Source organism: Onishia taeanensis (assembly GCF_013349955.1).
Lineage (GTDB): Bacteria > Pseudomonadota > Gammaproteobacteria > Pseudomonadales > Halomonadaceae > Onishia > Onishia taeanensis_B.
Genome location: NZ_JABVXC010000002.1, coordinates 139403 through 166096, shown reverse-complemented (window position 1 = coordinate 166096; position 26694 = coordinate 139403). Strand labels below are relative to the sequence as shown.

Here is a 26694-nt window from a genome sequence, read left to right as displayed (position 1 = left end):
GGCTCGCAGGCGATGAATGGTACGGATCACAGGATTCGCAGCCATTATCCATACAAGCCATGCCCCTCGCCACGGCTACGGCCGGTTCGGGGGTAAGACAGCGCCAGGGAGGGCCGAAGTCTGTCATGGGTACCATGCGCAGTGGGCTCGGCATGCCGTTGGCAATCGCCGCTATGGTGGGTGCCGGGCTCGCCATGCAAGCACCGGACGGGCTCCTGGTGGCCTGGGGCGTGGCGGGGCTGCTCATCCTGGCACGGCTGCCCCGTCAGTGGCTTCATCTGGTGCTGTTCGTTGCTGCCACTGTGGTCGGTGGCTCGCTGCTGCTGACGCGGGAAGCCGAACTGCCCCGAGGCCTTGTCGGCCAGGATCTCCGGCTCGAGGGGCGCATTCTCTCCTATCAGCAAGGTCATCCGGCGAGCCGGCTGCGTTTTGCCGTCGATGATTGCCACCCCCAGCAACCTGGTCTCGCCGACTGTGACGCCCTTAAGCGGGTGCGGTTGTCGGTTTATGGCGGTCCCACCATGGCGGTAGGCGAGCGTTGGCGCCTGACGGCACGGCTGCGACCGCCATCGGGTTTCGCCAACCCCGGCGCCTTCGATTACCGCGCCTGGCTGTGGCGTGAGGGGCTGGGCGCAACCGGCTATGTGCGACACGCGCCGCCGGCCGAGCGCCAGGCCGCCGCGCCTTTTTCACTTCGCCAGTCGGCCCTAACCTTTCTCGATAGCCATTATCCCGAAGGCTTGAGCCGCCGCTGGCTGGCAGCTTTGACGCTGGGCGCCGCCGAGCGACTCAATGATGATGACTGGGCGCTTCTGAATGCCAGCGGTACCACGCACCTGGTGGTGGTGTCGGGGCTACATGTGGGATTGGTCGCGACCTGCGTGTTATGGCTGATGCGTGGTCTGGCGCGCTGTGTCACGCCCGGGCGCTGGCGCATGGCAGTCTGGCCCTGGGTCATGGCCGGCGTGGCGGCGAGCGGCTATGCCTGGCTGGCGGGCCTCGAACCGCCGGCGTTTCGTGCCCTGATCATGACCCTGGTCGGCCTCTGGGTCGCCTGTGGTCGTCACGCACCCGGGCCCTGGCAGGCCTGGTGGCTGGCGTTTTCGATGGTCGTGCTGGCCGACCCCCTATCGCTCTGGCGACCAGGGCTGTGGCTGTCCTTTCTGGCCGTGGCCTGGCTGATCCTGATCTGGCAGGGGCGCTCCCGGCCCCAGGGGCTCAAGGGCTGGGCCTGGGCGCTGGTGCGCACTCAGTTGCTGCTGTCGCCATTAATGTCCGCCGCCGTGATCATCGCCTTCGGACGGCTGGCGCCGGGGTCGGCCATCATCAATCTGCTGGCAGTCCCCTGGGTCAGCATCTTGATGGTACCACTGGGGCTGCTGATCTGGGTGTTAAGCGGGGTGCCGCCCCTGGCCCATATCGGCTGGCAGTTTTTCGAGGTGCTGGCTACCTGGCTGCAATCGGGCCTGGAAAACGCCGTGGCCGTCATGCCGTTGCTGGTGCTGCCCGACTGGCAACGTCTGCCGGTGGCGCTGTGTCTTGCCGGTGTCGCCCTGGCCTGGGGGCTGGCTGGTGTGACACGGTCACTGCGGGTGGCGGTGTCACTGCTGATGGTGGCCGTGTCGCTCAACCTTGAACCGCCGCTGCCGGCCCAGGGGAGTCTGCGCATGCGGGTCTATGATGTGGGCCAGGGCCAGGCGATCGAACTGACAACAGACTCGCCGAGTACACCCATTCGTACCAGCCGCCACTCTGATGCCGACGAGACCAGGAATGTAGCCCGCCAGGAGAGCGTCGATGGCGGTGTGGATGACGGCATTCAGACGACGCGACTCTTGTACGATACCGGGCCGCGGTTCAGCTCTGGCTTCATGCCGCTCGCCGGTCTTTGGCCTCCTGGTCAGGCGTTCTCGCGGGTCATCGTGAGTCACGGCGATCAGGACCATGCGGGCGGCGTGCCGGCGCTTGCCGATCACCGGGTGGGCGAATGGCTGGCGCCCCGCGGGGAGGCTATCGGGCACCAGGCGCGCCACTGCGTCGCCGGCCAGCGCTGGAGCAGTGGCGATATTGATTTCAAGATACTCTGGCCGCCGGATGGGGCGCTCGATGAATGGTCCGCGAATGACCGCTCCTGTGTGCTCTTGGCGCGTCTTGGCGACAAGGCGGTATTGATCACCGGTGATGCCGGACAGGCAGTGGAGCGTCGCCTGCTGCCAGTGTTACCCGAGCGTATCGACGTGCTGGTTGCCGGACACCATGGCAGTCGCACCAGCTCCAGTGAGGCCTTCGTGACGGCGACGAATCCTCGCCAAGTCATTATCAGTGCCGGGCGTGACAACCGTTTCGGTCACCCAGCCGCCGAGGTGGTGCGGCGCTTTCGCCGACAGGGTAGCTGCCTTTGGAATACCGCGCTTGACGGGGCGGTGGCGGTCACCTTAACCCCGGGCGAGCCGATCCTGGTGAGCGCCGAGCGACAACCGAGCTGGCGACGCGGTGTCGATGGCGGCTGCCATGGGGTAGAATCTCGCCCCTAGATGACGGTCATAGCGTCCCCGGCGGTGATGGCATTTTGGAGACTCTGATATGGATATGCTCGGTGCACTAGAGGTCGGTGGTTGGTTGATGTTGCCGCTGCTGGGCTGTTCCCTGGTCGCTAGCGTGATCATCATCGAGCGCCTGTGGACCTTGCGCGCCGCTCGCATCGCCCCGACTGGGCTGGGCGGAGAGGTCTGCGCGCTGGTCGCACAGGGCCAGGTCAATCTCTACTGGCTGGAAAGCCACTCACCGTTGGGTGGCGTGCTGGCGGCGGGGCTTCGCAATGCCAGGCTCGGTCATGATCAGGTGCGTGCCCGGCTGCAGGAGGCGGCTGTCGCGGTGATCCATGACATGGAGCGCTTTCTGAGCCCGCTGGGCACCATCGCCGCTATCGCGCCGCTGGTCGGCCTGTTAGGCACCGTGGTCGGGATGATCGAGGTGTTCTCGGTACTGGTCAGTGCCCAGGGGGCCGGGCGTACCGCAGAACTGGCCGGTGGAATCTCCCAGGCATTGGTGACCACCGCCGCCGGTTTGACGGTGGCAATACCGGCGCTGATGTTTCACCGCTTCTTCCAGCGCCGGGTCGAGGACATCACCGTGCGCATGGAGCAGCAGGCGACCCAACTGGTGGACTTTCTGGCTCACTATCCGGGTGAGTTGAATCTCAGCGAGCGCGACGATTCCCTGGCTCCGGGAGTGCCCGGCGCATGAAGTTTCCGCGTCGTCACCGGGAACCGGTGGAGATCAACCTGACGCCCCTGATCGATGTGGTGTTTCTGCTGTTGATCTTCTTCATGGTCTCGACCACCTTCGAGACCCGACAGGCGCTGGAACTCGAGCTTCCCGAAAGCGCCAGTGCAGCGCCGGCGGAAACCGCGCCGGTGGTGCTTTCGATCACGGCCGACGGCGACTATCGACTCGATCAGGCATCCGTCGGTCAGCATGAGCTGGCCGCGGCGCTGACCGCTCGGGCCGATGCTGCCCGGGACCATGGGCTTGTGATCGAGGCCGACGGCCGGGTCGCCCATCGCCGAGTGGTGGCCGCTCTTGATCAAGCGGCTGCCCTGGGCATTACGCGTGTGCGCATCGCCACTCGCGAAGCAACCGACAGTACCACTCAAGCGGAGACACCGTGACCTACGATTCAGGATGGGCTCTCTACAAGCGCCTGCTCGACTATGTCAGGCCCTATTGGCGTTCTTTCATGCTGGCGGTGGTCGGCTATGCCATTTACGCCGCGTCCAGCACGGCCCTGGCGGAGATGATGAAGCGCCTGATCGATGGTATCCAGAACCCGGATGCGGCCTTCCGGCTGTTCCTGCCGATGTTCGTGGTGGGCATGTTCGCGGCCCGGGGGCTGGGGACCTTTCTTGGCACCTACTTCATGAGCCAGGTCGCGCGTAACGTGGTGCACTCCCTGCGCTGCGATGTCTTCAACCACATGCTGCACCTGCCGGGACGCTTCTTCGATGAGCACTCGAGCGGCCAACTGGTGTCACGCGTGACCTACCACGTCGAACAGGTCACCGGGGCGGCGAGCAGTGCCGTCACGGTGATCCTGCGCGAGGGGCTCTTCGTGCTGGGGCTGCTGGGCTATCTGCTGTGGACCAATGCACTGCTGACCCTGGTGTTCATGGCGGTTACGCCGCTGATCGGGCTGGTCGTCAGCTATGCCAGCAAGCGCTTTCGGCGCCTTTCCCGGCGCATTCAGCGCTCCATGGGGGATGTCACCCATGTGGCCTCCGAGGCGCTGTCCGGGTATCGCGTGGTCCGTACCCACGGCGCCGAGGCCTATGAGAAGCGCCGCTTCGCCCAGGCCAGCGACGACAACCGCCGCCAGAGCATGAAAGAAGCATTGACCAAGGGGATCAGCACCCCGGTGATCCAGCTGCTGGTGGCGCTGGCCCTGGCGGGGCTCGTGTGGCTTGCCATGTCACCGGCCCTGCTCGACGACATGACGCCGGGCGAGTTCGTGGCCTTCATTACCGCCGCCTCGCTGATGGCCAAGCCTGTGCGTCAGCTTACCGATGTCAATAGCGTCATCCAGAAAGGCATTGCCGCCTCTGGCGAGCTATTCGGACTGATCGAGGAGCCGGCCGAACCCGACGAGGGGACGACCGAGCCGGGCCGTCTGACGGGGCACGTGCTCTTCCAGGGCGTGCGCTTCACCTACGCCGAAGGCCAGAACGAGGTGCTGAAAGGCATCGATCTGGAGGTGGCGCCGGGCCAGATGATCGCCATCGTCGGTCGCTCCGGCAGTGGCAAGTCCACCCTGGTCAACCTGCTGCCGCGTTTCTATCGGCCCTGCGAGGGCGCGATCAGCCTCGATGGGGTGGCGCTGGATGATTTCAAGTTGTCACCTCTGCGTCGTCAGATCGCGCTGGTGTCTCAGCAGGTCACCCTGTTCAACACCACCATCGGCCAGAACATCGCCTATGGGATCGATGATCCCGATCAGGAGGCCATTGAAGCCGCCGCCCGGGCCGCCTTCGCCCATGATTTCATCATGGAATTGCCGAAAGGCTATGAGACCCCGGTGGGCGACAACGGCGTCATGCTCTCCGGCGGCCAGCGTCAACGGCTGGCAATCGCCCGGGCGATCTTCAAGGACGCACCGTTGCTGATTCTCGATGAGGCCACTTCGGCGCTCGATAGTGAGTCGGAGCGCTATATCCAGAAAGCCCTGGAAGAAGTCTGTCGTGGCCGAACCACCTTCGTGATTGCCCACCGGCTCTCCACCATCGAGCGCGCCGATCGCATTCTGGTGATGGAGCAGGGCGAGATCGTCGAGCAGGGCAGCCATGCTGAGCTGCTCGCCCGCGATGGGGCCTATGCGGCTCTGCATCAGCTGCAGTTTCAGGAAAATTCATGAAGCACTATTGGGACCGGTTCAGCGAGCGTCTCGGCGAGGTGATGCTGTCCGCCTGGTACAACGATGCCGCCTGGCTTGGCATGCTGCGGCCGCTGGAGGCGCTTTATCGCCGCCAGGTGGCCCGCCGCCTGGCGGATTTTCAGACCGGTAAACGGCCGGTGCATCATCCCGGCGTGCCGGTGGTGGTGGTTGGCAACCTGACGCTTGGCGGGACCGGCAAGTCGCCGCTGGTGGCCTGGCTGGCGCGATATCTCGCCGAGCGAGGCTACCGTCCCGGGATTCTATCCCGTGGCTATGGCGGCGAGAGCGCCGACTATCCGCTGCGGGTTACCGCTAAGACGCCGGTCGAGGTCTGCGGCGACGAGCCCTTGATGCTGTCGGCTCAGGCCGGGGTGCCGGTGGTGGTCGATCCCCAGCGCGCCCGCGGCGCCGAGCGGCTGCTCGACGAAGGCTGCGATATTCTGATCAGTGACGATGGCCTGCAGCATCTCGCGCTGGGGCGTGATCTGGAACTGGTGGTGGTCGACGGACAGCGTGGCTTTGGCAATGGCCACTGCCTGCCGGCGGGGCCGCTGCGCGAGCCGCTGTCCCGGCTCGCAAGCGTCGATGCGCTGGTGGTCAACGGTGCCAACGGCAATGACGTGACGGGAGCCGAGGCCGCGACAAATCGCTTCAGCATGACCCTGACGCCGGTTGCCTGGCGCCGGCTGAGCGACGACCAGCGTCTGCCGCTCTCGCCGCTGCCTTTCGATCACCAGATCCATGGTCTGGCCGGCATCGGCAACCCGCCACGCTTTTTCGCGACGCTCGAGGGGCTGGGACTAGGCGTGACACCGCACCCCAAGCCTGATCACCATCGTTTTACGTCCCAGGATCTGCAGTTTGGCGATGAAGCGCCGGTGGTGATGACCGCCAAGGATGCCGTCAAGTGCCGTGGCTTCGCCGATGCGCGCTGCTGGGCACTGGACGTGGAGGCTCGCCCGTCGGCTGGCTTTATCGAATGGTTTGCCACGCAACTGGAAGCGCTGACGCGTGTCGCGCAAGGGGAAAGACAATGATGGATAAGGAATTGCTGGCCATGCTGGTCTGCCCGCAGTGCCAGGGTAAGCTCAAGTACGACCGTGAACACGCCGAGCTCAAGTGCCACTTCGATGGCCTGGCCTTCCCGGTTCGTGACGATATTCCGGTCATGCTGGCCGAGGAAGCCCGCGTCATGGACGTCGACGAGAAACTCGGCAAGGCGACGCCTAATCGTGGCGAGGCAGGGGGACAGGCATGAGCGACTTCGTCGCCGTGATCCCAGCTCGTTTCGCCTCCAGCCGGCTACCCGGCAAGCCGTTGCTCGACATCGCCGGTGAGCCCATGGTGGTGCGTGTGTGGCGCCAGGCCCTGGCCAGCCAGGCCAGTAGGGTGGTGGTGGCCACCGATGACGCGCGCATTAGTGAGGTGGCAGAGGCGGCCGGCGCCGAGGTGGTGATGACCGCTGCCGATCATCCCTCCGGCACCGACCGGCTTGCCGAAGTCGCCGAGCGGCTGGGACTCGCCGAGGACGCCATTCTGGTCAACGTCCAGGGTGATGAACCGCTGTTGCCGCCGGCGCTGATCAATCAGGTGGCCGCGCGTCTCGAGGAAGACGCCGAGGCGTCCATCGCGACCCTGGGCGAGTCGATCAGCGACGTCGAGATGCTGTTCAACCCCAATGTGGTCAAGGTGGTGCGCGACTTCTCTGGCCGGGCGCTGTATTTCTCCCGCGCGCCTATCCCTTGGGATAGAGAGGCTTGGGACCGAGAGGCCTTCGCCAGCCGCCCGGAGTTGCTCGAACATGATGCCTGGCTGCGCCATATCGGCCTTTATGCCTACCGCGCCAGTTTCCTGGCCGCTTATCGCCATTGGTCCCCGGCACCGCTCGAGCAGCGCGAGCAGCTCGAGCAGCTGCGCGCCCTGCAGCACGGCCACCGTATCCAGGTCGCCCTGGCCGGCGAGCCGCATCCCGCCGGCGTCGATACCCAGGCCGACCTCGAGCGCGTGCGTGCCCTGTTCGCGGACGCCGCCGGTTCCCGGCCAGAAGGCACCTCATCAGAAAGCAGCCGGCCCAATACACTCGACTAAAACTTTGGCTAAAACATTGGCTAAAACTTTTGACTAAACACAAGGAGCGCTGAGATGCGTGTGCTGTTCGTCTGTCTCGGCAATATCTGTCGCTCGCCGACCGCCGAGGGCATGCTGCGCCACAAGCTCGAAGCGGCTGGCCTTGCCGAGCGCGTGACCATCGACTCCTGCGGGACCGGCGGCTGGCATGTGGGCAAGGCGCCGGATCGTCGCGCCGTTGCCGCCGCCGCCAGCCGGGGCATCGATCTCAAGGGGTTGCGGGCGCGCCAGCTCGACCGCAGCGACTTCGATCGCTTCGATTATCTGTTGGCCATGGATCACGACAACCTGGCAGATCTGCTGGCGATGCGCCCGCATGACTGTGATGCCCATGTCGGGCTCTTCCTCGACTTCGCCGGTCGGTCGGGTGCGGCGGTACCGGATCCCTACTACGGCGGTGGCGATGGCTTCGACGAGGTGCTGGATCTGGTCGAGGCCGCCGCCGATGGGCTCGTCGAGGTCCTGCGCGAGCGGCTGGGTCCGGCATCGTGAGCCTCACCTGGCAGGCACATCATGATCTGAGCGGCGCCAATACCCTTGGGTTGCCCTGTGTGGCCGAACGTTTCGCGACACCCGCGACCCCGGCCGAGCTCGCTGCGGTACTTCATGAAGCCCGCGCGGCCGGCTGGCCGGTCACGGTGCTGGGCGGTGGCAGCAACCTGATTCTCGGCGACTGGCTGCCAGGGTTGGTGGTCCAGCCTGTGTTCGCCGCCTATCGCTGCGAGACATTGGACGACGAGTCGCTGAGGGTGCACGTCGATGCCGGCATGAACTGGCATCAACTGGTCATGAGCCTGGCCGAGCAGGGCCTGTGGGGCATCGAGAATCTGGCGTTGATCCCCGGTCAGTGTGGTGCCGCTCCGATTCAGAATATCGGCGCCTATGGCGTCGAACTCGCTGACGTGCTGGAGCGCCTGCATCTCGTGCACCTCGGCGATGGCCGCGAGCAGGTACTCGAGGCCTCTGACTGCGCTTTTGGCTACCGTGATAGCCTCTTCAAGCGTGCCCTCGATGGGCGAGTGGTGATCACGCGCCTCGAACTCTGCCTGTCCACTCGACCAGCGCCACGACTGGGCTATGGCGATCTGGCGAGCCGTGTCGGACCGGCACCCACGCCTCTTGAGGTTGCCGAGGCGGTTTGTGCCCTGCGCCGGGAGAAGCTACCGGACCCGATGGTGCTCGCTAATGCCGGTAGTTTCTTCAAGAACCCGGTGGTCGAGGCCGAACTGGCCGAGACGCTACTCAGACGCCATCCCGATATGCCGCATTTCTCCCAGCCTGGCGGTCGTTTCAAGCTGGCGGCCGGCTGGCTGATCGATCAATGCGGGCTAAAGGGGCATCGCGATGGGGCCTTCGGCGTACACGACCGCCAGGCTCTGGTGCTGGTCCACCATGGTGGTGGTAATGCCGAGGGGCTTTTACGCTTCGCTGACAGCATCGCCTCAAGGGTGTTGGAACGCTTTGGTGTGGTGCTTGAACGCGAACCGAGGCTTGTCGGTATCAGCGAGCCGAAAGGAAGGCAGAGAGGAAGCTAAGTGGCTCTATTGTCATAGGCCATGCCGTTAGCTTCAGGATAGTGGGGTAGCAATCGGGGATTTCCATCGGCGCCCATAAAAAACGCCCTCAGGCTTGGCCTGCGGGCGTTTTTGTTTGCTGCCTGTCAGTGATGGCCCGGGAGTTCCCGGGCCTGCCGATCAGGACTGGCCGTCTTCGGCTTCGGCTTTGGCTTGCTGCTCGCGACGGCGGATTTCGCGCGGGTCGTTGTGAGCGCGACGCCGGCGACGCGCCTTGGGCTTGGGCTCCTCTTGCTTTGGAGTCTCTGCCTTGGGCGTTTCAGGCGCGGAGAGTTCAGGCTCAGCCGCTTCCTGCGGCTGCTCGGCCTGCGGCGTCTCTTGCTTGGGAGCCTCTTGCTTAGGCGCTTGCTGCTTGGGCGCTTCGGCCTGCGGCGTCTCTTGCTTGGGAGCCTCTTGCTCAGGCGCTTGCTGCTTGGGCGCTTCGGCCTGCGGCGTCTCTTGCTTGGGCGCTTGCTGCTTGGGCGCGTCGGCCTGCGGCGTCTCTTGCTTCGGCGCTTGCTGCTTGGGCGCTTCGGCCTGCGGCGTCTCTTGCTTCGGCGCTTGCTGCTTGGGCGCTTCTGCCTGCGGCGTCTCTTGCTTGGGAGCCTCTTGCTTCGGCGCTTGCTGCTTGGGTGCTTCGGCCTGCGGAGCCTCTTGCTTCGGCGCTTGCTGCTTGGGCGCTTCGGCCTGCGGCGTCTCTTGCTTGGGCGCTTGCTGCTTGGGCGCTTCGGCCTTCGTCTCTTCTTGCTGCGGCGCTTCAGAGCCGGCCTGTTGCGCTTCAGCCTGCAGGCGTTTCTGCTCGGCTTCGGCTTGCGGATTCAACGCCTGCTTGCGGGTGCGGTTGCGCGGATTGTTGCGGGTGCGCTTGGGCTTGCCGTCGCTCTTGGCATTGTCCTTGGCCGCAGGCTGTTCACCTTGGCCAGACTTGTCAGCGGACTGCGGCTTCTTGTTGGCAGCCTGCTGAGGCTTGTCCTTGCGCTCGCCCTGGCTCGACTTCTTGTCGCCTTGGCCTTTATCGGCCTGGGGCTTATCGGATTGGCCTTTATCAGCCTGGGGCTTGTCGTTCTGGGGCTTGTCTCCCTGACTCTTGGTCGAAGACTTCTGCTGACGACGCTCATCGTCCTGGCGTCCTCGGCCTCGATTACCGCCTTGGCGGTTGCCGTCGCTACGGCCCTCTGGCTTGGCGTCACGGTTATCGCTGTTGCCGTCGCTGCGGTTGTCCGGCTTCTTGCTGCCCTGACTGCGGTTGTCGTCACGGCCGCGGCGGTTGTTGCCACCACGTCCGCCTCGACCGCCACGGTTGTTGCTATTCTGGCGAGACTCGCCATCGCGGTCTTCGTCGCGACCGCTCGTCTGGCGCTGTTCGGCCTGCTGCTTGTCGCTGCTGGCTTGGCTGCCTGTCGCGGCGGGAGAGGCTTCACCGCTGCCGAGCAGCTTGCCGAGGCCCTTGAACAGACGAGAGATCACGCCGCTTTCGTCGGCTGTTGGCGTTGGCGCGGCGGCGGCCGGTGCCTTGGCCTCGGGGGCGGCAGGCGCTTCCTGCAACGAGGCAGGGGCCGGCGCGGTGTGGACCACGCTCTTGACTGCGGCTTCGGCGCGCTGTACCGGCTTGGCGATGCTCGCATCCGGCTCCTTGCCGACCTCGGTGTCGGTGGGCAGCTCATAGCTGGACTTGACCGACTCGTCCTCATCGACGTGGTCGTCGCGCAGGCGCTGGACGTCGTAGTGAGGAGTGTCCATCTCCGGATTGGGCAGCACCAGCAGGCGCACGCCCTGGCGGCGCTCGATCTCGGCGAGCACGGCGCGTTTCTCGTTGAGCAGATAGGTCGCCACCGGTACCGGCAGGATGGCGCGAATCTGAGCGCTGCGCTCCTTCATGGCCTCTTCTTCGAGCAGGCGCATGACGGATAGCGACAGCGAGCGAACGTCGCGGATGGTGCCTTGGCCATCGCAGCGCGGGCAGACCACGCCGCTGGTCTCGCCAAGCGAGGGGCGCAGGCGCTGGCGCGACATTTCCATCAGGCCGAAGCGTGAGATGCGGCCGATCTGGACGCGGGCGCGGTCGAGCTTGAGGGCGTCGCGCATGCGGTTTTCGACCTCACGCTGATTGCGCGCCGGGCTCATGTCGATAAAGTCGATGACCACCAGGCCGCCGATATCGCGCAGGCGCAACTGGCGAGCGATTTCATCGGCCGCTTCGCTGTTGGTCTGCAGCGCGGTTTCCTCGATATCGCTGCCGCGAGTGGCGCGCGCCGAGTTGATGTCGATGGAGACCAGGGCCTCGGTGTGATCGATGACGATCGAGCCACCGGAAGGCAGTTTCACTTCCCGCTGGTAGGCGGTCTCGATCTGGGATTCGATCTGGAAGCGCGAGAACAGCGGCACCTCGTCAGCATACAGCTTGATCTTCTGCTGATAGGAGGGCATGACCTGGCGGATGAAGGCCAGCGCTTCCTCATGCACCTCGGGGCTGTCGATCAATACCTCGCCGATGTCGTTGCGCAGGTAGTCGCGCATGGCGCGGATGATGACGTTGGATTCGCGATAGATCAGGAAGGGCGCTGGGCGCTTGCCGGCTTCTTCGGTAATGGATTCCCATACCTGGGCCAGGTAGTCCAGGTCCCACTGCAGCTCTTCGGAGGAGCGGCCGATCCCGGCGGTGCGCACGATCACGCCCATTTTGTCGGGCAGCGTGAGCTGACCCATGGCGTCCTTGAGCTGCGCACGCTCTTCGCCCTCGATGCGACGGGAAATGCCACCGGCTCGAGGGTTGTTGGGCATCAGGACCAGAAAACGACCGGCCAGGCTGATAAAGGTGGTCAGGGCGGCGCCCTTGTTGCCGCGCTCTTCTTTATCGACCTGGACGATGACTTCCTGGCCTTCCTTGAGCACTTCCTTGATGTTGGGGCGCCCGCTGGGCTCCTTGATGAAGTACTCGCGGGAGATTTCTTTGAGCGGCAGAAAACCGTGGCGGTCGGCGCCGAAATCGACGAAGGCGGCTTCTAGGGAGGGTTCTACGCGAGTGATCTTGCCGCGATAGATATTGGCTTTCTTCTGTTCTCTGGCACCGGATTCGATGTCCAGGTCGTAAAGGCGTTGTCCATCGACCAGAGCGACCCGCAGCTCTTCTGGCTGGGTCGCGTTGATGAGCATCCGTTTCATGTTGTCTCGCTTGCTGGCGCGCACCGGATGGCGCCCGAAAGCGGTCGACGAAGGCGAACCTCTGGGTGCTGCGTGCTTGTGCTCAGCGCATGTCGCGGATGCTTGTGCGCCCGGCTCGGGCAGTGGGGAGGTCCCATGACTGTTCGAGCGTGATCATGTTGAGTACGCGGCGGTGGCGGGACATGTTTCGGCGGGCATCACGCCCTGCCGGCCCCGCGGTCTACCGCCAGACACCTGGCATACATCGATTCGCCAACGCCGGCCTCCGGCTCGCTGTTGAGTATTCCCGTGGCCTGCGGGTCGTTCCGTCTTGGGAACGGCCCGGGGTCCGGGCGTGGCGTTCAAGTTTCGCTTTCTTCTTACAGTGGCGCCGCGACCCTGATTCGGGCAGTCGTCGTGGCGGCCTGATTCGTGGCTCTGGTCTGCTTGTCTGAGGTGCAGACACCATGGTGGAGCGCTATTAGCCCCATTTGAGCGAATCGGAAATATACCAGCAATGCCCAATAGCAGCAATTGGCGCAGTGAGGGCGTCGGTGCGGTAGAATGGTTCATCTATCGAGCGCAAGACATGACCAGGTGAGACGGAGTAACGAATGGCCGAGGGGCGAGAAGTACAGTGGATTGAGGTCACCGAGGGCCAGGTAGGGCAGCGCATCGACAATTTTCTGCGTACCCGATTGAAGGGGGCGCCGAAGGCACTGATCTACCGCATCGTTCGCAAGGGCGAAGTGCGGGTCAACAAGAAGCGAGTCAAGGTCGATTATCGCCTCGAACTCCATGACCTGGTGCGAGTGCCACCACTGCGGCTGGCGCCGGAAGAGGCGGTGCGCGAGGTCAGCGATAATCTGCGTAACCTGCTGGCTGGCAGCGTCTTGGTCGAGGGGCCGGGCTGGCTGGTGATCAACAAGCCCTCGGGGCTCGCCGTCCACGGCGGTAGCGGCGTCAAGATTGGCCTGATCGAGGCCCTGCGCCAGGTGCGCGAGGACCTGGATTTTCTGGAACTGGTGCACCGACTGGACCGGGATACCTCGGGCTGCCTGCTGCTGGCCAAGTCGCGTCCTGCGCTGCTGTCCCTCAATGAGTCCCTCAAGGGGCGCAAGATGGATAAGCAGTACCTGGCGCTGGTGGCTGGCCGCTGGCCGGCACGGCGCGACTATGTCAGCGCGCGGCTGGACCGCTTCGAGGCCGGTAATGGTGAGCGCCGTGTGCGGGTCGATCCGGCGGGCAAGGTGTCCAGGACCCGTTTCGGGGTGCGCGAGACCTTCGCTAATGCCACCCTGATCGAGGCCGAGCCGGTCACGGGGCGTACCCACCAGATACGCGTCCATGCCGCCCATGCCGGTCATCCGCTGCTGGGCGATGACAAGTACGGGACTCGCAGCGGCGAGGCGCTGGCCGGGCGGCTGGGGCTCAACCGGCTCTTCTTGCATGCCGCAGCCTTGACCTTTCCCGAACCAGATAGCGGGCGCCCGGTGCACGTCAAGGCGCCGCTCGGCGAGGAGCTCAGTGCGGTGCTGGATCGCGCCCGCCAGCAGTCCTGATCCCGTTACCTTCATCTTCAAGCAGGCATGCAAGTAGGAGAGTTATGCGTTACCGACTGGTGATCTTCGATTGGGACGGCACCCTGATGGATTCCGAAGCGCGCATCGTCGCCTGCATGCAGGCCGCCGCGCGTGATGCGGGGTGGGGCGAGCTGGCCGGCGAGGCGGTCAGCGATATCATCGGTCTCGGCCTGCCGGAAGCCATCGCCCGGATGTGCCCGGGGATCGGCGCCGAACAGGCCGAGCGACTGCGTGAGTGCTATGCAAAGCACTTCGTTGCTGCCGAGGCCGAACCCTTGTCATTTTTCCCCGGCGTCGAAGCCGGGGTGGCGAGGCTGCGCGAGCCCCCCGACATGCGTTTGGCGGTAGCCACCGGCAAGAGTCGCCGTGGGCTCGATCGGATCTTTGCCGAGAACGGCAGCGGTGCCTGGTTCGATGCCAGCCGCACTGCCGACGAGACGCGCTCCAAGCCGCATCCGCGGATGCTTGAAGAGCTTCTTGAGGAGTTCGGTGTGTCGGCGAGCGAGGCCGTGATGGTGGGCGATACGGAATATGATCTGGAGATGGCGCGGGCGCTGTCGATGGATCGTGTCGCCATGACCTATGGCGTGCATGATCGCCAGCGACTGGCCGCCAGCCACCCGACCTTTACCGCCGACAGTTTTCCCGAGCTGATCGACTGGCTGCACGGCTGAGCCAGTGCGGCCGCTGTTGGCGGCGTGAGCGGTTTCGAAAGACCATCGCCATTGTTGCGATGCGCAGAGCGTCGCGATGACACTGGCGGAAAGATGCCATTATGGTGTCACTCAGCCATTTTTTGATCTCGAGCAGGATGCCCATGAGTGATGACAAATCGCAGGATCCCTGGACCCAAGGGCCGGAACTGAGCCAGGAAGAAGCGCGGCACGCCAGCCAGCAAGACCCTCGTAGTGGCGACTCCGGGGGCGATGAAGATGCCGAGGTCCTGCGCGAGCGCCAGCGGCTTGCCCAGCTAGAGATGATGGATCGCTGGATCGGTGGCGTGCTGACCGAGCAGCGGCGTTCGCGTCGCTGGAAACTGTTCTTCCGTTTTCTGTTTGCTGCGCTGATCCTGACCATGATCGCGACCACCTTCTATAGCCTCTTTCGGGCCGCGCAGCCGTCGGAGATGACGGCGCAGCATCTGGGGGTCGTTGAGGTGGAAGGCGTGATCGACAGCCAGTCGCCGGCCAATGCGGAGCGCATTATCGAGGGGCTCAGGCGTGCCTGGAAGGCACCAAGCGCAACGGCGGTGGTGTTGCATATCAATAGCCCCGGCGGCAGCCCCGTGCAGTCGCAGCGCATTTATGAAGAGATCATGCGACTGAGGAATCAGGGCGACAAACCGGTCATTGCGGTGGTCGAGGATATCGGTGCCAGCGGTGCCTACTATGTCGCCTCGGCGGCCGATGAGATTGTCGCTGCGCCAGCAAGCCTGGTGGGCTCTATCGGAGTGATCTTCTCCGGCTTCGGTCTTGAGAAAGCCATCGACCGCCTGGGGATCGAGCGCCGGGTCTTCACTGCGGGCGATAACAAGGCGTTCCTTGATCCCTTCAAGGGCATTTCGCCTCGCCAGCGGGCGTTCTGGCAAGAAGTGCTCGATACTACCCATCGTCAGTTCATCAATGACGTCAAGGAAGGCCGCGCCGGGCGACTCGCCGATGACCCTGAGCTATTTTCCGGCTTGGTGTGGACCGGCGAGCAGGCCGTTCCGCTTGGCTTGGTGGACCGGCTGGATACCCTGGATGGGGTGGCTCGAGCACGTCTGCAAGAGCCGCGCCTCAAGGACTACACGCCGGGGCTAGATCCCTTCGATCGTCTGACCCGGCGCTTCGGGCGGGTGGCGGCCGAGTGGATGGGGCTGCCCCAGGCCCAGTCGCCGGTGCGCTATCAGGCCTACTGAGGGCATCGCTCGGTCGCCTCAGGGCCTAGGGGGTCGAGGCCTGCCTCTCTGAGCATGGCGCATAGGCGAATCAGCGGCAGGCCAATCAGGCTGTTGGGGTCATCGCCTTCCAGGCGCTCGAAGAGGGTGATGCCCAGGCCTTCCATGCGGAAACTGCCGGCACAGTCCAGCGGCTGCTCGCGAGCGATATAGCGGGCTATTTCGTCTTCCTCGAGGCGACGAAACACCACGTCATAGGTGTCGTGGCCGAGCCAGTGTCGAGCGCCAGCAGTATCAAGCACAGCAAGGCCCGTCAGGAAGCGCACTCGCTGGCCTGAAAAGCGCAGTAGCTGAGCCTGGGCGGCGGCTTCGCTGCCAGGCTTGCCGAGTATTTCGCCCTCGAACACTGCCACCTGGTCGGAGCCGATGACCAGGTGGTGAGAAAAAGCCTCTGCCAGGCGACTGGCCTTGCTCAGCGCCAGGCGATGTACCAGGGCCTCGGGCGTCTCGCCAGAATAAGGCGTCTCATCGATCTCGGGGCTTGCCCAGGTGAAGGGCAGTCCCAGGCGCTCTAGCAGTTGGCGGCGCCAAGGGGAGCTTGAAGCAAGAACCAGGCGTGTCATGCGGTCTCCAGGGGGCAAGTGAATGAGCGTATACAGGCGGTCGAGCGTGCCCTTCGAACTCGGAAGCATACCGCCTTGCCAGGATGTTTTGACACCCGGCGGGGGAGTGCCTATCATTGCGCGCCTATGTTGACCACACGACTCCCCTTGAAGGTTGAGCCCCACCGGCTCGCCGCCAACGCCGAACATCTCGAAGGCCTTGTGGCACTCGATGCGTTCGCGCGTCTCGCTGAAGATGCCGGGCCCCAGCAGGGCGATTGCCAAGTTTGGCTGGACTTCGCCATCGACACTCAAGGGCGTCGAGTGATTGAGGGGCGGCTGGAGGCCGATGTGCAGCTGCCTTGCCGGCGCTGCCTGGAGCCAATGCCAACCCACGTCAGTAGCCATTTCCTGTTGGGTGTGGTCAGCAGCGATGCGCTTGCCGCCGACTTGCCGAGCACACATGAACCGGTAGTGGTGGAAGACGAACAGCTGAATCTCCTGGTGGTGATCGAGGATGAGTTGATCCTCAGTCTGCCGCAGGTGATTTACCACGATGAAGCGCAATGTGGCGTTTCATCAGACCAGCTGAGCAGCGGCGACGCGTCCGAGGCCTCGGCAACGCCTGCTGATAGTCCTTTTGATGTGCTGCGCACCTTGAAAGGCAAATCCTGATAGATCATCGATGCACTCTGGAGTGAAATCCCATGGCAGTTCAAAAGAGCCGTAAGACCCGTTCCAAGCGCGGCATGCGTCGTGCCCACGACTCACTGACCGCCCCGACCCTGTCTCAGGACAAGGAAACCGGCACCACGCACCGTCGCCACCATGTGGCTGCCGACGGTTTCTACCGTGGTCGTCAGGTCGTCGAAGCGTAAGCCAGTGCTTCGACTGGCGACGCTCTGCGTATTGACGTGAGAATCGCCATCGACGCGATGGGCGGGGACTTCGGTCCCCGTGCCACCGTGTCAGCCGCCGTTCGGGCCCTTCAGGCCCATCCTCGGCTGCAATTGAGCCTGTTCGGCCAGCAGCCCGCCCTTGATGAAGCACTCGCGCACCTGGTGCGATGTGATGCATCCTCGCTTTCCCGCCTGACCCTGCACCATTCCCCTGCTGTTGTTGCCGAAGACGCCAAACCCTCGAGTGTTTTGCGCGGATCCAAGGATTCTAGCCTTTCGATGATGCTCGACTGCGTGGCCTCCGGCGAGGCGCAGGCAGCGGTGTCGGCCGGTAATACGGGGGCCTTGATGGCGCTGGCGCGTCGCGCGTTGGGGACAGTGGCGGGGATTCCGCGCCCGGCGATCAGTACAGCCGTGCCGACCCGGGGCAAGGGGCATTGTTACCTGCTGGATCTGGGGGCCAACGTCGAGGCCGATGCCGAGCGGCTGGTCGACTTCGCGCTGATGGGTGAAGTCATGGCGCGACGTATCGATGGCCTGAGAAGGCCGCGGGTCGCGTTGCTCAATGTAGGCATCGAAGGAACCAAGGGTACCGCCAGCGTCCGTGAGGCGGATGCACGCTTACGCGATTTTACCCACCTGGATTACCGTGGGTTTATCGAAGGCGATGGTATCTACTCTGGCCTTGTAGATGTGGTAGTGTGCGACGGTTTCGTTGGCAATGCCGTGCTCAAGGCAAGCGAAGGGTTGGCGAGAATGCTCATTCAGCGTGTGCAGCAGACCTTCGAGGCACACTGGGGCAGTCGGCTGGTGGGGCTTCTGGCGCGGCCTGCGCTGCGTCGTTTGCGTGGCGAGCTGGACCCGGTGCGCTATAACGGCGCCAGTCTGCTTGGGCTGGACGGTATCGTGGTCAAGAGTCATGGCAGTGCCGATGCCATTGGCTTTGCCCATGCCATTTCACGTGCCATCCAGGAAGTCAGAGAAGACTTGCCGTCACAGTTGGCTCATGAACTCGGTGAAAGGCGCCCTGTTATCGCGTCGGCCGCGTGCGGTCGAGGCGATAGCGGGATGGATGCCCGTTGTCAGACCAACGAATAGAAGACGTAAAGGTGAAAGTCATGACGCAATCCCTGGCCCTCGTGTTCCCGGGGCAGGGCTCCCAGCAAGTAGGCATGATGCGGGAGCTGGCTGAACGATACAGCGTGGTACGAACCACCTTCGAAGAGGCCTCCGACGCCCTGGGTTACGATCTTTGGCATGTCGTCCAGGAAGGGCCTGCCGAAAATCTGGACGCTACTGCCTGCACTCAGCCGGCACTGCTGACGGCAAGCGTTGCCATCTGGCGTGTCTGGCAGGAGCTGGAAGGTCCGCGCCCTGGCACCATGGCTGGGCATAGCCTTGGCGAGTACAGTGCCATGGTCTGTGCTGGTGTGCTGCCTTTCGCAGAAGGTGTGCGCCTGGTCAAACTGCGTGGTGAGGCCATGCAGCAGGCCGTGCCCGCGGGTACCGGTGGTATGGCCGCCATCCTTGGGCTCGATGACGGAGCCGTGGAGCAGGCCTGTCGTGAGGCGGCTCAAGGTGATGTGGTGGCCGCAGTCAACTACAATGCGCCGGGACAGGTCGTGATTGCCGGCGGCAAGGCTGCTGTCGAGCGCGCTATCACGCTTTGCCAGCAGGCGGGTGCCAAGCGTGCGCTGCCGCTGCCGGTTTCGGTGCCATCGCACTGTGACCTGATGCGACCGGCCGCTGACCGCCTGTCTAGCGCCATGAATGATATCGAGATGCGTCCTCCACGTTATACGGTGGTGCAGAACGTCGACGCCCAGGCGCATGCCGATGTCGAGACCCTGCGCACTCGACTGGTCGAGCAGCTCTATCAGCCGGTGCGCTGGACGTCATGCATCGAAAACATGGCGGGGCAGGGCGCCGAAGTATTTATCGAGTGCGGGCCCGGCAAGGTGTTGACCGGCCTTGGCAAGCGTATCAATCGCTCCATCAAAGGGTTGGCCGTTAACGACCCGGACAGCCTGGAAAGCGCACTCGAACTGGCGCGCAGTGCCGCTACCGAATAAGGTGGAGGCATGTCGCCACAAGATGACAGCAATTATGCGGATTGGAATATGAGCGAATCTAGAATTGCCCTGGTAACGGGTGCCAGTCGTGGCATCGGTCGTGCGATTGCCCTCGAGCTTGGCCGTCAGGGCCGCGTCGTCATTGGTACGGCTACCAGCGATCGTGGTGCCGAGGCCATCGATGCCTATCTCAAGGAGCAGGGCATCGAGGGTGCCGGTCGCAGGCTCGATGTGACGGACCAGAGCAGCATCGATGCGCTGCTCAAGTCGGTAGGCGATGAGTTCGGCGCTCCGACGATCCTGGTCAACAATGCCGGCATCACCCGTGACAACCTGCTGATGCGCATGAAGGAAGACGAGTGGGATGATGTCATCGACACCAACCTCAAGTCCCTCTATCGCGTCACCAAGGCATGCGTTCGTGGCATGACCAAGGCACGCTTTGGGCGTATCGTCAGCATCAGTTCTGTGGTCGCGACCATGGGCAATCTGGGTCAGAGCAACTATGCTGCGGCCAAGGCTGGCATGGAAGGTTTCTCACGTGCGCTGGCGCGTGAGGTTGCTTCGCGCAACATCACCGTCAACAATGTAGCACCTGGCTTCATCGCCACTGATATGACGGAATCGCTGCCGCAGGCGCAGAAAGATGCCCTGATGTCACAGATTCCGCTGACCCGTCTCGGTCAGCCCGAGGAAATTGCTGCGGCCGTGGGCTTCTTGACCAGTGACGCCGCTGGTTACATCACTGGCGAAACACTGCAGGTCAACGGCGGCATGAACATGCGCTGACGGCTTGGCCGACTCTCATGTTGCGAAGGCCCCTAGCGGTCTATACACTACCCCGCAGCTTTTTTGGGCTTGCGGATTCTATCCGGCTGTAAGTTAACGGCTATCTTGAACGACTGGAGTGAGTAACTAATGAGCACCATCGAAGAGCGCGTGAAGAAGGTTGTGGCCGAGCGCCTGAACGTCAAGGAAGAAGACATCCAGAACACCTCTTCCTTTACCGAAGATCTCGGTGCCGATTCTCTTGATACCGTCGAGCTGGTGATGGCGCTTGAAGAGGAATTCGATACCGAAATTCCCGACGAAGAAGCCGAGAAGATCACCACCGTTCAGGAAGCGATCGACTACGTCAACACTCACCAGTAAGCGGGTGTTGAGATCGCGACCTCAGTGGTCGCCAGGTTCACATAAGTGACCTGACACGGGAGCCACCCTGGCTATCGATGGGTGGCTCCCGTTTTTTTTGGTGCGCGGCGCCGATGTGCCGGCAGTATGCAGGAGCCCCAGGTGGAGACACACCCCCGGGGAGTTCAGGTATAATTCCTGCAACGTCGGTATGCTGCGGCATGCCACCTGAATAGTCTGGAGGGAAGCTGATGCCTCGTAGAAGGGTCGTGGTGACCGGGCTTGGTCTGGTAACGCCCGTAGGAAACACCGTCGATGAAAGTTGGGCGAACATCGTCGCCGGCAAAAGCGGTATTTCCGCCATCGAACATTTCGATACCAGCGGGTTCAACACGCGCTTCGGCGGGTCGGTCAAGGACTTCGATATCAGTCCTTATCTGAACCCCAAGGATGCGCGCAAGATGGACCTGTTCATCCAGTACGGTATTGCCGCCGGCGGACAGGCCATCAGCGACGCTGGCCTGGAGTGCACCGAGGACAACGCTCACCGGATCGGTGTGGCGATTGGCTCCGGCATCGGCGGGCTGCCGATGATCGAGCATAACCACAATGCCCTCAACAAGGGCGGTGCGCGCCGCATTTCGCCGTTCTTCGTGCCCGGCTCGATCATCAACATGATCTCCGGCAACCTGGCGATCCAGCACGGCTTTCAGGGCCCCAACATCGCCATTACCACCGCCTGCACCACCGGCACTCACAACATCGGGTACAGCGCGCGCACCATCGCCTATGGCGACGCCGACGTCATGGTCTGTGGCGGGGCGGAGATGGCTACCACGCCGCTGGGCCTGGGGGGCTTCTCGGCGGCGCGGGCGCTATCGACCCGCAATGACGATCCTAGCGCGGCCAGTCGACCCTGGGACCGAGACCGCGACGGCTTTGTGCTTTCCGACGGGGCCGGCGTCATGGTGCTCGAGGAATACGAACACGCCAAGGCGCGCGGGGCGACCATCTATGCAGAGCTCTCCGGCTTTGGCATGAGCGACGATGCCTACCACATGACGGCGCCGCCGGAAGACGGTAGCGGGGCTGCCATGTCGATGCGCAACGCCGTCCACGATGCCGGCATCGACCCCGCCAGCATCGACTACATCAACGCTCATGGCACTTCCACGCCAGCCGGCGACCTGGCCGAGAGCCGGGCCGTGCAGAAGGTGATGGGTGAGGGCGCCAAGTCTGTGGCGGTCAGTTCCACCAAGTCGATGATTGGTCACCTGCTGGGAGCCGCCGGTGCCGTCGAGGCGGTGTTCTGCGTGTTGGCGATCCGTGATCAGGTGGCGCCGCCCACCATCAATCTGGATAACCCCCAGGACGGCTGTGACCTCGATTACGTGCCGCATACCGCCCGCGAGATGAAGATCGACACCACGCTGTCGAACTCCTTCGGCTTCGGCGGCACCAACGGCTCGCTGATTTTCACCCGGATCTGAGTCAACGATGAGTGAGGCAGCGCTGCCGCTGAATGACCGCGGTCTGGCCTACGGCGATGGCGTCTTCGAAACGGTGCTGGTACGAGACGGCACGCCTCTGCTGTGGGACGCCCATCTGGCGCGCCTCACCCGAGGCTGCGAGGGGCTGGGCTTTCCTGCTCCGCAGCGTGACGAGCTGGATCCGTTGCCTGCCCGGGCGCCGGCCGGCCTGAGTGTGCTCAAGCTGATCGTGACGCGCGGCAGCGGTGGGCGGGGCTATATGGCGCCGGCCGATCCCGAACCGCGCCTGCTGGTACAGCACCTGCCGTTTGCCCCCGCCGAGTCACGCTGGCGTGAGGGTGTGCGGGTGCGGCACTGCGCCTTGCGGCTGGGGATTCAGCCGCGGCTCGCCGGACTCAAGCACCTCAACCGCCTGGAGAACGTGCTGGCCCGCGATGAGTGGTCGGACCCCGACATCGCCGAGGGACTGCTCTGCGACAGCGAGGGGCGGATTATCGAAGCCACCTGCATGAACCTCTTCTGGCAACGTAACGGGCGCCTGGAAACCCCGCGGCTCGATCGCTGCGGCGTCGCCGGCACCCTGCGTCAGGCGCTGCTCGACGAGCACTCGATCGCCGAAGTCGAGGCCATGCCGGCGTGCCTTGAGCAGACCGAGGCGCTGTGGCTTGGCAACTCTCTGCAAGGCCTGTGGCCGGTAACCCGGCTCGATGACAGCGATGGCCATGCGCTCACCACCTGGACGATTGGCGAGACGCATCGCCGATTGCAGAACGACGCCCAGCGCCTGCTGGGCTATCCGTCGTTGCCCTGATCCCGGCCGGCGGTGGTTCCTTGAGGAGACATCATGCGAGTGGGAAAAATTCTGCTGGCCCTGCTAGCCGTGACGGCTGCGCTGGCGATCGGCGGTTATCGTTATTGGGAAAGCCGACTGGTCGCGCCGATCAATGTCACTGAACCGACGCTCTACGAAGTGTCTGCCGGTGCCGGCTTTCATCAAGTCGTATTGGACCTGGCCAGTCGTGGTATTCTTGAGGATCCTTGGGCGTTTCGCCTGCTGACTCGCCTCGATCCGGCGTCGGTTCCCAGCCTCAAGGTTGGCGAGTATCGGCTCGAGCCGGGTATGACCGGCCGTGAGGCGCTGGCCCGGCTGGGCAGCGATCAGGTGGTGACCTACCCGCTGACGATTCCCGAAGGCTGGACCTTCGCTGAAATGCGCGCACGCCTGAATGAAGCCGATAAACTGGTTCATGAGACAGCGGGCATGAGCGACGCCGAGATCATGGCCGCGCTGGATCGTGACGACGAGCACCCCGAAGGCTGGTTTTTCCCCGATACGTACCGCTATCACAAGGGCGTCACGGACATGGAAATTCTGCGCCAGGCTCACGAGCGCATGGAGACCATCCTCGATGAGGTCTGGGAAGGTCGCGACAAGGATCGCCCGTTGCCCATCGATAACCGGTATGAGGCGTTGATCATGGCCTCGCTGATCGAGCGGGAAACCGGGGCCAGTCAGGAGCGCCGCGCCATCGCCGGGGTCTTTGCGCGTCGCATGGAACGCGGCATGCGCCTGCAAACCGATCCCACCGTGATCTACGGCATGGGCGACGACTATGCCGGCAACATCACCCGGGCCGACCTGCGTGAGGCCACGCCCTACAACACCTACGTGATCGATGGCCTGCCGCCGACGCCGATCGCCATGCCCGGACGAGCGGCCCTCGAGGCAGCTGTGGATCCGGCGCCGGGCGATACGCTGTACTTCGTGGCCAAGGGCGACGGCACTCATCACTTCTCGCGTACCCTGCGCGAGCACAATGCCGCCGTGCGGCGCTACATTCTCAACCGCTGACGCCAGGAGCCTTATGGACACCCGCGGACGCTTTATCACCCTGGAAGGCGGCGAAGGCGTAGGCAAGACCACCAACGTGGAGTTGGTGTGTCGGTTTCTCGGCGAGCGAGGCATCGAGGTGGTGCGGACCCGCGAGCCTGGTGGCACCCCCCGAGCCGAGGCCATTCGCGGCCTGTTGCTCGACCCGGATATCGACGAGCCGCTGGATGACGATGCCGAGCTGCTGCTGGTATTTGCGGCACGCGCCCAGCACCTGGCGCGCTGCATTCGGCCGGCGCTTGCGCGTGGTGCCTGGGTGGTCTGTGATCGCTTTACCGACGCCACCTTCGCCTACCAGGGCGGCGGCCGTGGCCTCGACCCCTCGCGTATCGCCACCCTGGAGCGCCTGGTGCAGGGCGAGCTGACGCCGGACCTGACGTTACTGCTCGACATGCCGGCCGATGCCGCCCAGCAACGCCTGGCCTCGCGCATTGACGGACAGGGTGGTCAGCGTGATCGCTTCGAGCGCGAGCGGCTGGGTTTCTTCACCCGGGTTCGCGACGCCTACCTCGCCCGAGCCGACGCTGCCCCCGAGCGCTTCGCCGTCATCGACGCCGGCCAGAGCCTCGCGGCCGTTCAGGCCGCGATTGTCACAGCGCTTGAGGGTCAACTGGGCCTGGGGTCGGCCGAGGAGGGCGGATGAGCGCCGCGACGATGCCGACGCCGCTACCCTGGCAGGCCGGGCTTTGGCAGCAGCTGGTCGCCCTTCAGGATGGCGGGCGCCTGCCCCACGCGCTGCTGCTTTCCGGGCCCAAGGGCGTCGGGCCTCAGGCGCTTGCCGAGGCGTTGATCGCCCGTACTCTGTGCCATCGTCCCGGAGACGTCGCCTGCGGACACTGTCATAGCTGTGCGATGCTGGCCTCGGGGTATCATCCTGATCTGAAGCGCGTAAGCCCGGCGGACAAGGGGCGTCAGATTCGCATTGATCCGATTCGCGAGGTCAATGCTTTCGTCAATCAGACCGCCCAGCAAGGTGGGCATCGGGTCATCGTGATCGAGCCCGCCGAGGCCATGAACGTGGCCGCCGCCAACGCCTTGCTCAAGAGTCTCGAGGAGCCCGGTGCCAGCACCCTGTTCGTGCTGCTGGCGGAGATTCCCTCGCGGCTGATGCCCACCGTGCGCTCGCGCTGCCAGCAGTGGCGGCTGGCCACGCCCGAACCGCAGGCGTGCCAAGCCTGGCTCGTCGAGGCACTGGGGGAACATCAGGATGCCGCCTTCTGGCTGCAGGTGGCCGGTGGGCTGCCGCTGCTGGCCCGTGACCTGGCGACCGGTGAGGCCCGTCAACTGCGCCAGACCCTGCATGAGCTGTTCGATGCCCTGGTGCGGGGCGCGGAGCCGGTGGCCGAGGCCTCGCGACTGGCCGGCCAATCGGTCGAGGCCATCCTGTGGTACGGTATCGGCTGGCTGGAGGACCTGATCCGCCTGGGCCTGTCCGGTGACAGCGCGGCGTTGCGCAACCCGGATCTGCTGCCGTTATACCGCCAGGCCGTCAAGAATGCTCGGGTGCGCGACTGGTTCCGGCTGCTCGACTTCGCTCGCGAGCAGCGTCGCCTGCTTGCCTCCGGCGGTAACCCCAACCCCCAACTGGTGTTGGAAGCCTGGTTGGTGCGCTGGTCGGCACTGCTGCGCTCATAGCGCCAATCACGTCGTTCCATTGACCACGAGGAATCATCATGGCCGGTCAGAAAGCGCTGTCACTGACGATTCAGGATCTGCCGACCCTGCTGTCGGCCTACATGCCCTCGCTGGAGCGGGGCGGTATCTTCGTGCCGACCCGCGAGCACTATACGCTTGATCAGGAAGTCCTGCTGTTGCTGACCCTGCCCGGCGATGAAGAGCGCTACCCGGTCACCGGACAGGTGGTCTGGGTCTCGCCGCCGGGTGTCACAGGCCGGCGGGTGCCGGGCATAGGCCTGCATTTCCGTGATGAGGACCAAGGCGTGCGCAACCACATCGAGACACTGCTGGCCGGCCAGCTCGATAAGGGCGCCCCGACCTATACCCTGTGATGTTGTCTCGTTTTCCCTCTTTTTCGCTGACCGAGTGACCCATGTTTGTCGATTCCCACTGCCATCTCGATCGTCTCGACCTGAGCGCCCACGATGGCGACCTGAATGCCGCACTCGATGCCGCTCGAGCCCGCCGTGTGCGCCAGTTCCTGGCCATCGCCGTGACCCTCGAGGACGTGCCCGGGCTCGCCGAGATTGCCCGCGCGCATGACGATGTGGTGATCTCCGCCGGTGTGCATCCGCTGCACGAGGTGGCCGAAGAGCCGACGGTGGAATCCATCAAGGCATGTGCCGAACGTCACGAAGCGGTCGCCATCGGCGAGACCGGCCTCGACTATCATTACGATGGCGTGTCTCGGGCGGTGCAGTACGAGCGCTTTCGCCGCCATCTGATGGCCGCCACCGAGCTCGAACTGCCGGTGATCATCCACACCCGCGAGGCCCGCGAGGATACCCTGGCGTTGATTCGTGAGTACACCGACCCCAGTGTCGGCGGCGTGCTGCACTGCTTCACCGAGGACCTGGACATGGCGCGGGAAGCGGTTCGCCACGGTTTCTTCATCTCGCTGTCGGGTATCGTCACCTTCCGTAATGCCAAGGCGGTACGCGAGCTGGCGCGCAAGATTCCGCTGGATCGCCTGCTGATCGAGACCGACAGTCCCTACCTGGCACCGGTCCCGCACCGTGGCAAGCCCAACGAACCCCAGTGGGTCGTCGAGGTGGCCGAGTGTATCGCCGCGGAGCGTGGCATCAGCGTCGATGAAGTGGCCATGCAGAGCACCGCCAATTTCTATCGACTCTTCCGTGCCGCCGTGCCGGAAGCGCCCGGCGACGTCAGGGAGTCCCTGGCCCAATCCGGTTTGATCTGAGCCCGTCGCCGCCGTCGAGG

At 64.2% G+C, this 26694-nt stretch carries 27 protein-coding genes; 25 read left to right on the top strand and 2 right to left on the bottom strand.

The features are described from left to right. Positions 1-125: 125 nt before the first annotated feature. The 9 genes from HUS66_RS03545 to murB are packed head-to-tail and all read left to right on the top strand — an operon-like array spanning position 126 to position 9090. On the top strand, positions 126-2534 hold the full coding sequence (locus HUS66_RS03545; protein ID WP_340162729.1) for a ComEC/Rec2 family competence protein: 2409 nt from the start codon (positions 126-128) through the stop codon (positions 2532-2534). A 49-nt stretch (positions 2535-2583) separates the two neighbouring features. Then, positions 2584-3246, top strand: a complete 663-nt coding sequence (locus HUS66_RS03540; protein WP_175069587.1) for a MotA/TolQ/ExbB proton channel family protein — start codon at positions 2584-2586, stop codon at positions 3244-3246. Next, positions 3243-3671 carry an ExbD/TolR family protein gene (locus HUS66_RS03535; protein WP_175069586.1) on the top strand — a complete coding sequence of 143 codons (429 nt, stop codon included), beginning with the start codon at positions 3243-3245 and terminating at the stop codon, positions 3669-3671. Before HUS66_RS03540 ends, HUS66_RS03535 begins: the two co-directional genes overlap by 4 nt. Next, entirely contained in the window at positions 3668-5407 is a 1740-nt protein-coding gene (gene msbA / locus HUS66_RS03530) for a lipid A export permease/ATP-binding protein MsbA (RefSeq protein WP_175069585.1), read from the top strand. The genes HUS66_RS03535 and msbA overlap by 4 nt, the downstream gene beginning before the upstream one ends. Further along, entirely contained in the window at positions 5404-6465 is a 1062-nt protein-coding gene (lpxK, locus tag HUS66_RS03525; RefSeq protein ID WP_254628673.1) for a tetraacyldisaccharide 4'-kinase, read from the top strand. Before msbA ends, lpxK begins: the two co-directional genes overlap by 4 nt. Continuing rightward, positions 6465-6686, top strand: coding sequence for a Trm112 family protein (locus tag HUS66_RS03520; RefSeq protein ID WP_175069805.1), 222 nt, complete (start codon positions 6465-6467; stop codon positions 6684-6686). Before lpxK ends, HUS66_RS03520 begins: the two co-directional genes overlap by 1 nt. Beyond that, positions 6683-7516, top strand: a complete 834-nt coding sequence (kdsB, locus tag HUS66_RS03515) for a 3-deoxy-manno-octulosonate cytidylyltransferase (RefSeq protein WP_175069584.1) — start codon at positions 6683-6685, stop codon at positions 7514-7516. The genes HUS66_RS03520 and kdsB overlap by 4 nt, the downstream gene beginning before the upstream one ends. Positions 7517-7570: 54 nt before the next feature. Then, positions 7571-8047 carry a low molecular weight protein-tyrosine-phosphatase gene (locus HUS66_RS03510; RefSeq protein ID WP_175069583.1) on the top strand — a complete coding sequence of 159 codons (477 nt, stop codon included), beginning with the start codon at positions 7571-7573 and terminating at the stop codon, positions 8045-8047. Beyond that, complete coding sequence (murB, locus tag HUS66_RS03505; RefSeq protein WP_175069582.1) at positions 8044-9090, top strand: UDP-N-acetylmuramate dehydrogenase; 1047 nt, start codon at positions 8044-8046, stop codon at positions 9088-9090. The genes HUS66_RS03510 and murB overlap by 4 nt, the downstream gene beginning before the upstream one ends. Before the next feature lie 159 nt (positions 9091-9249). Here the strand turns inward: murB and rne are convergent, their stop codons facing one another. Beyond that, positions 9250-12270 (bottom strand): ribonuclease E, encoded by a 3021-nt coding sequence (gene rne / locus HUS66_RS03500; protein ID WP_175069581.1) that lies wholly within the window; start codon positions 12268-12270, stop codon positions 9250-9252. Between the two features lie 593 nt (positions 12271-12863). Between rne and HUS66_RS03495 the strand changes: the two genes are divergently transcribed. The 3 genes from HUS66_RS03495 to sppA all read left to right on the top strand — a co-directional run bounded on the left by HUS66_RS03495 (position 12864) and on the right by sppA (position 15732). After that, a complete protein-coding gene (locus HUS66_RS03495) occupies positions 12864-13811 on the top strand; it encodes an RluA family pseudouridine synthase (protein ID WP_175069580.1) in 948 nt (315 codons plus the stop codon). A gap of 44 nt (positions 13812-13855) precedes the next feature. Further along, complete coding sequence (locus tag HUS66_RS03490) at positions 13856-14506, top strand: HAD family hydrolase (RefSeq protein WP_175069579.1); 651 nt, start codon at positions 13856-13858, stop codon at positions 14504-14506. Between the two features lie 143 nt (positions 14507-14649). Then, the gene (gene sppA / locus HUS66_RS03485) at positions 14650-15732 is read left to right on the top strand and encodes a signal peptide peptidase SppA (RefSeq protein WP_175069578.1); all 1083 of its coding nucleotides are present in this window, start codon (positions 14650-14652) and stop codon (positions 15730-15732) included. On the opposite strand, the gene HUS66_RS03480 is transcribed toward sppA, so the two are convergent. Beyond that, positions 15726-16334 carry a Maf family protein gene (locus HUS66_RS03480; RefSeq protein ID WP_175069577.1) on the bottom strand — a complete coding sequence of 203 codons (609 nt, stop codon included), beginning with the start codon at positions 16332-16334 and terminating at the stop codon, positions 15726-15728. The two genes, sppA and HUS66_RS03480, sit on opposite strands and share 7 nt — an antisense overlap. A 126-nt stretch (positions 16335-16460) precedes the next feature. On the opposite strand from HUS66_RS03480, the gene HUS66_RS03475 reads away from it, so the two are divergent. From HUS66_RS03475 to HUS66_RS03415, 13 genes are all read left to right on the top strand, one after another. Continuing rightward, a complete protein-coding gene (locus HUS66_RS03475; protein WP_175069576.1) occupies positions 16461-16988 on the top strand; it encodes a YceD family protein in 528 nt (175 codons plus the stop codon). A 32-nt stretch (positions 16989-17020) separates the two neighbouring features. Beyond that, the gene (gene rpmF, locus HUS66_RS03470; protein WP_112053312.1) at positions 17021-17191 is read left to right on the top strand and encodes a 50S ribosomal protein L32; all 171 of its coding nucleotides are present in this window, start codon (positions 17021-17023) and stop codon (positions 17189-17191) included. Between the two features lie 36 nt (positions 17192-17227). Then, positions 17228-18310 (top strand): phosphate acyltransferase PlsX, encoded by a 1083-nt coding sequence (plsX, locus tag HUS66_RS03465; RefSeq protein ID WP_175069575.1) that lies wholly within the window; start codon positions 17228-17230, stop codon positions 18308-18310. 20 nt (positions 18311-18330) lie between these two features. Then, positions 18331-19284 carry an ACP S-malonyltransferase gene (gene fabD, locus HUS66_RS03460; protein ID WP_175069574.1) on the top strand — a complete coding sequence of 318 codons (954 nt, stop codon included), beginning with the start codon at positions 18331-18333 and terminating at the stop codon, positions 19282-19284. 48 nt (positions 19285-19332) lie between these two features. Beyond that, a complete protein-coding gene (gene fabG / locus HUS66_RS03455; protein WP_175069573.1) occupies positions 19333-20073 on the top strand; it encodes a 3-oxoacyl-ACP reductase FabG in 741 nt (246 codons plus the stop codon). A gap of 129 nt (positions 20074-20202) precedes the next feature. Further along, positions 20203-20436 carry an acyl carrier protein gene (acpP, locus tag HUS66_RS03450; protein ID WP_112053308.1) on the top strand — a complete coding sequence of 78 codons (234 nt, stop codon included), beginning with the start codon at positions 20203-20205 and terminating at the stop codon, positions 20434-20436. A 230-nt stretch (positions 20437-20666) separates the two neighbouring features. Then, on the top strand, positions 20667-21905 hold the full coding sequence (gene fabF / locus HUS66_RS03445; protein WP_175069572.1) for a beta-ketoacyl-ACP synthase II: 1239 nt from the start codon (positions 20667-20669) through the stop codon (positions 21903-21905). Positions 21906-21912: 7 nt separating this feature from the next. Further along, complete coding sequence (gene pabC / locus HUS66_RS03440; protein WP_175069571.1) at positions 21913-22716, top strand: aminodeoxychorismate lyase; 804 nt, start codon at positions 21913-21915, stop codon at positions 22714-22716. 33 nt (positions 22717-22749) lie between these two features. Continuing rightward, the gene (mltG, locus tag HUS66_RS03435; protein ID WP_175069570.1) at positions 22750-23757 is read left to right on the top strand and encodes an endolytic transglycosylase MltG; all 1008 of its coding nucleotides are present in this window, start codon (positions 22750-22752) and stop codon (positions 23755-23757) included. A 13-nt stretch (positions 23758-23770) separates the two neighbouring features. Continuing rightward, complete coding sequence (gene tmk, locus HUS66_RS03430) at positions 23771-24439, top strand: dTMP kinase (protein WP_175069569.1); 669 nt, start codon at positions 23771-23773, stop codon at positions 24437-24439. Then, positions 24436-25431, top strand: coding sequence for a DNA polymerase III subunit delta' (locus tag HUS66_RS03425; protein ID WP_175069568.1), 996 nt, complete (start codon positions 24436-24438; stop codon positions 25429-25431). The genes tmk and HUS66_RS03425 overlap by 4 nt, the downstream gene beginning before the upstream one ends. Positions 25432-25469: 38 nt before the next feature. Beyond that, a complete protein-coding gene (locus tag HUS66_RS03420; protein ID WP_175069567.1) occupies positions 25470-25805 on the top strand; it encodes a PilZ domain-containing protein in 336 nt (111 codons plus the stop codon). 41 nt (positions 25806-25846) lie between these two features. Continuing rightward, positions 25847-26674: a TatD family hydrolase gene (locus HUS66_RS03415; protein ID WP_175069566.1), complete on the top strand. Its 828-nt coding sequence runs from the start codon at positions 25847-25849 to the stop codon at positions 26672-26674. Positions 26675-26694 lie beyond the last annotated feature (20 nt).

What these genes read in the sequence shown, in the direction of transcription:
- rne (WP_175069581.1), bottom strand. Translation starts at nt 12,270, where the DNA reads ATGAAACGGATGCTCATCAACGCGACCCAGCCAGAAGAGCTGCGGGTC.
- HUS66_RS03425 (WP_175069568.1), top strand. Translation starts at nt 24,436, where the DNA reads ATGAGCGCCGCGACGATGCCGACGCCGCTACCCTGGCAGGCCGGGCTT.
- HUS66_RS03495 (WP_175069580.1), top strand. Translation starts at nt 12,864, where the DNA reads ATGGCCGAGGGGCGAGAAGTACAGTGGATTGAGGTCACCGAGGGCCAG.
- fabD (WP_175069574.1), top strand. Translation starts at nt 18,331, where the DNA reads ATGACGCAATCCCTGGCCCTCGTGTTCCCGGGGCAGGGCTCCCAGCAA.
- lpxK (WP_254628673.1), top strand. Translation starts at nt 5,404, where the DNA reads ATGAAGCACTATTGGGACCGGTTCAGCGAGCGTCTCGGCGAGGTGATG.
- HUS66_RS03510 (WP_175069583.1), top strand. Translation starts at nt 7,571, where the DNA reads ATGCGTGTGCTGTTCGTCTGTCTCGGCAATATCTGTCGCTCGCCGACC.
- HUS66_RS03475 (WP_175069576.1), top strand. Translation starts at nt 16,461, where the DNA reads ATGTTGACCACACGACTCCCCTTGAAGGTTGAGCCCCACCGGCTCGCC.
- acpP (WP_112053308.1), top strand. Translation starts at nt 20,203, where the DNA reads ATGAGCACCATCGAAGAGCGCGTGAAGAAGGTTGTGGCCGAGCGCCTG.
- HUS66_RS03540 (WP_175069587.1), top strand. Translation starts at nt 2,584, where the DNA reads ATGGATATGCTCGGTGCACTAGAGGTCGGTGGTTGGTTGATGTTGCCG.
- HUS66_RS03535 (WP_175069586.1), top strand. Translation starts at nt 3,243, where the DNA reads ATGAAGTTTCCGCGTCGTCACCGGGAACCGGTGGAGATCAACCTGACG.
- HUS66_RS03545 (WP_340162729.1), top strand. Translation starts at nt 126, where the DNA reads ATGGGTACCATGCGCAGTGGGCTCGGCATGCCGTTGGCAATCGCCGCT.
- mltG (WP_175069570.1), top strand. Translation starts at nt 22,750, where the DNA reads ATGCGAGTGGGAAAAATTCTGCTGGCCCTGCTAGCCGTGACGGCTGCG.
- fabF (WP_175069572.1), top strand. Translation starts at nt 20,667, where the DNA reads ATGCCTCGTAGAAGGGTCGTGGTGACCGGGCTTGGTCTGGTAACGCCC.
- HUS66_RS03480 (WP_175069577.1), bottom strand. Translation starts at nt 16,334, where the DNA reads ATGACACGCCTGGTTCTTGCTTCAAGCTCCCCTTGGCGCCGCCAACTG.
- fabG (WP_175069573.1), top strand. Translation starts at nt 19,333, where the DNA reads ATGAGCGAATCTAGAATTGCCCTGGTAACGGGTGCCAGTCGTGGCATC.
- pabC (WP_175069571.1), top strand. Translation starts at nt 21,913, where the DNA reads ATGAGTGAGGCAGCGCTGCCGCTGAATGACCGCGGTCTGGCCTACGGC.
- HUS66_RS03420 (WP_175069567.1), top strand. Translation starts at nt 25,470, where the DNA reads ATGGCCGGTCAGAAAGCGCTGTCACTGACGATTCAGGATCTGCCGACC.
- HUS66_RS03415 (WP_175069566.1), top strand. Translation starts at nt 25,847, where the DNA reads ATGTTTGTCGATTCCCACTGCCATCTCGATCGTCTCGACCTGAGCGCC.
- kdsB (WP_175069584.1), top strand. Translation starts at nt 6,683, where the DNA reads ATGAGCGACTTCGTCGCCGTGATCCCAGCTCGTTTCGCCTCCAGCCGG.
- tmk (WP_175069569.1), top strand. Translation starts at nt 23,771, where the DNA reads ATGGACACCCGCGGACGCTTTATCACCCTGGAAGGCGGCGAAGGCGTA.
- sppA (WP_175069578.1), top strand. Translation starts at nt 14,650, where the DNA reads ATGAGTGATGACAAATCGCAGGATCCCTGGACCCAAGGGCCGGAACTG.
- HUS66_RS03520 (WP_175069805.1), top strand. Translation starts at nt 6,465, where the DNA reads ATGGATAAGGAATTGCTGGCCATGCTGGTCTGCCCGCAGTGCCAGGGT.
- HUS66_RS03490 (WP_175069579.1), top strand. Translation starts at nt 13,856, where the DNA reads ATGCGTTACCGACTGGTGATCTTCGATTGGGACGGCACCCTGATGGAT.
- rpmF (WP_112053312.1), top strand. Translation starts at nt 17,021, where the DNA reads ATGGCAGTTCAAAAGAGCCGTAAGACCCGTTCCAAGCGCGGCATGCGT.